Below are 551 nucleotides of genomic sequence, written 5' to 3'. Positions count from 1 at the left end.
CCTGAATTTCGAAAGTGAAATCTTATAAAAACGTAAAAAAGTGCCCTGATCTTTGGTAGAATGGTGTTTGTCTAGAACACATCACCCAAAAGAGAGGAGCACCTTTATGGTGAAGTTTATCACAAAGATCACAAAATTAAAAACGGAATTTTCTATGAGAAATGCAACAAGTATGGCAGGCAGCAAAGTTTTGCTTGCGTATCTTGAAAAAATCAAGTTGGACCGTGCCTTTCACGCGCTTGGTCATGCTAAAGCACCAAATTCCATATTCCCAACGTATCGGATTTTACTTTACCTCATGATCGGTTGGATGCTCGGCTGCGAGCGCATTTTCCACTTTCAAAAATTACAGAACGATTCATTGCTGCGACGTTTTCTAGGCGGTCGCTGTCCTCACCACAGCTTGCTGTACAAGGAGTTAGAGCGTTTAGGTAAATCTCGCCCTACCCTGAGCATAGATCTCAAAAAGCTGAATATGGAGATCATTTCTCCATGCCTGCCAGATTCACTCATTCTCGATTTCGACTCCACCGTGGAGACCGTTTACGGTG

The 551-nt window shown here is 42.8% G+C and carries 1 pseudogene; it reads left to right on the top strand.

Annotation, left to right across the window (positions count from 1 at the left end):
* Window positions 1-109 precede the first annotated feature (109 nt).
* Window positions 110-551, top strand: a pseudogene (locus AC1TPC_RS26895) (IS1380 family transposase); the annotation flags it as partial.

This window comes from Paenibacillus sp. Y280, assembly GCF_056786335.1.
This window is presented reverse-complemented; position numbering and strand designations above follow the sequence as displayed.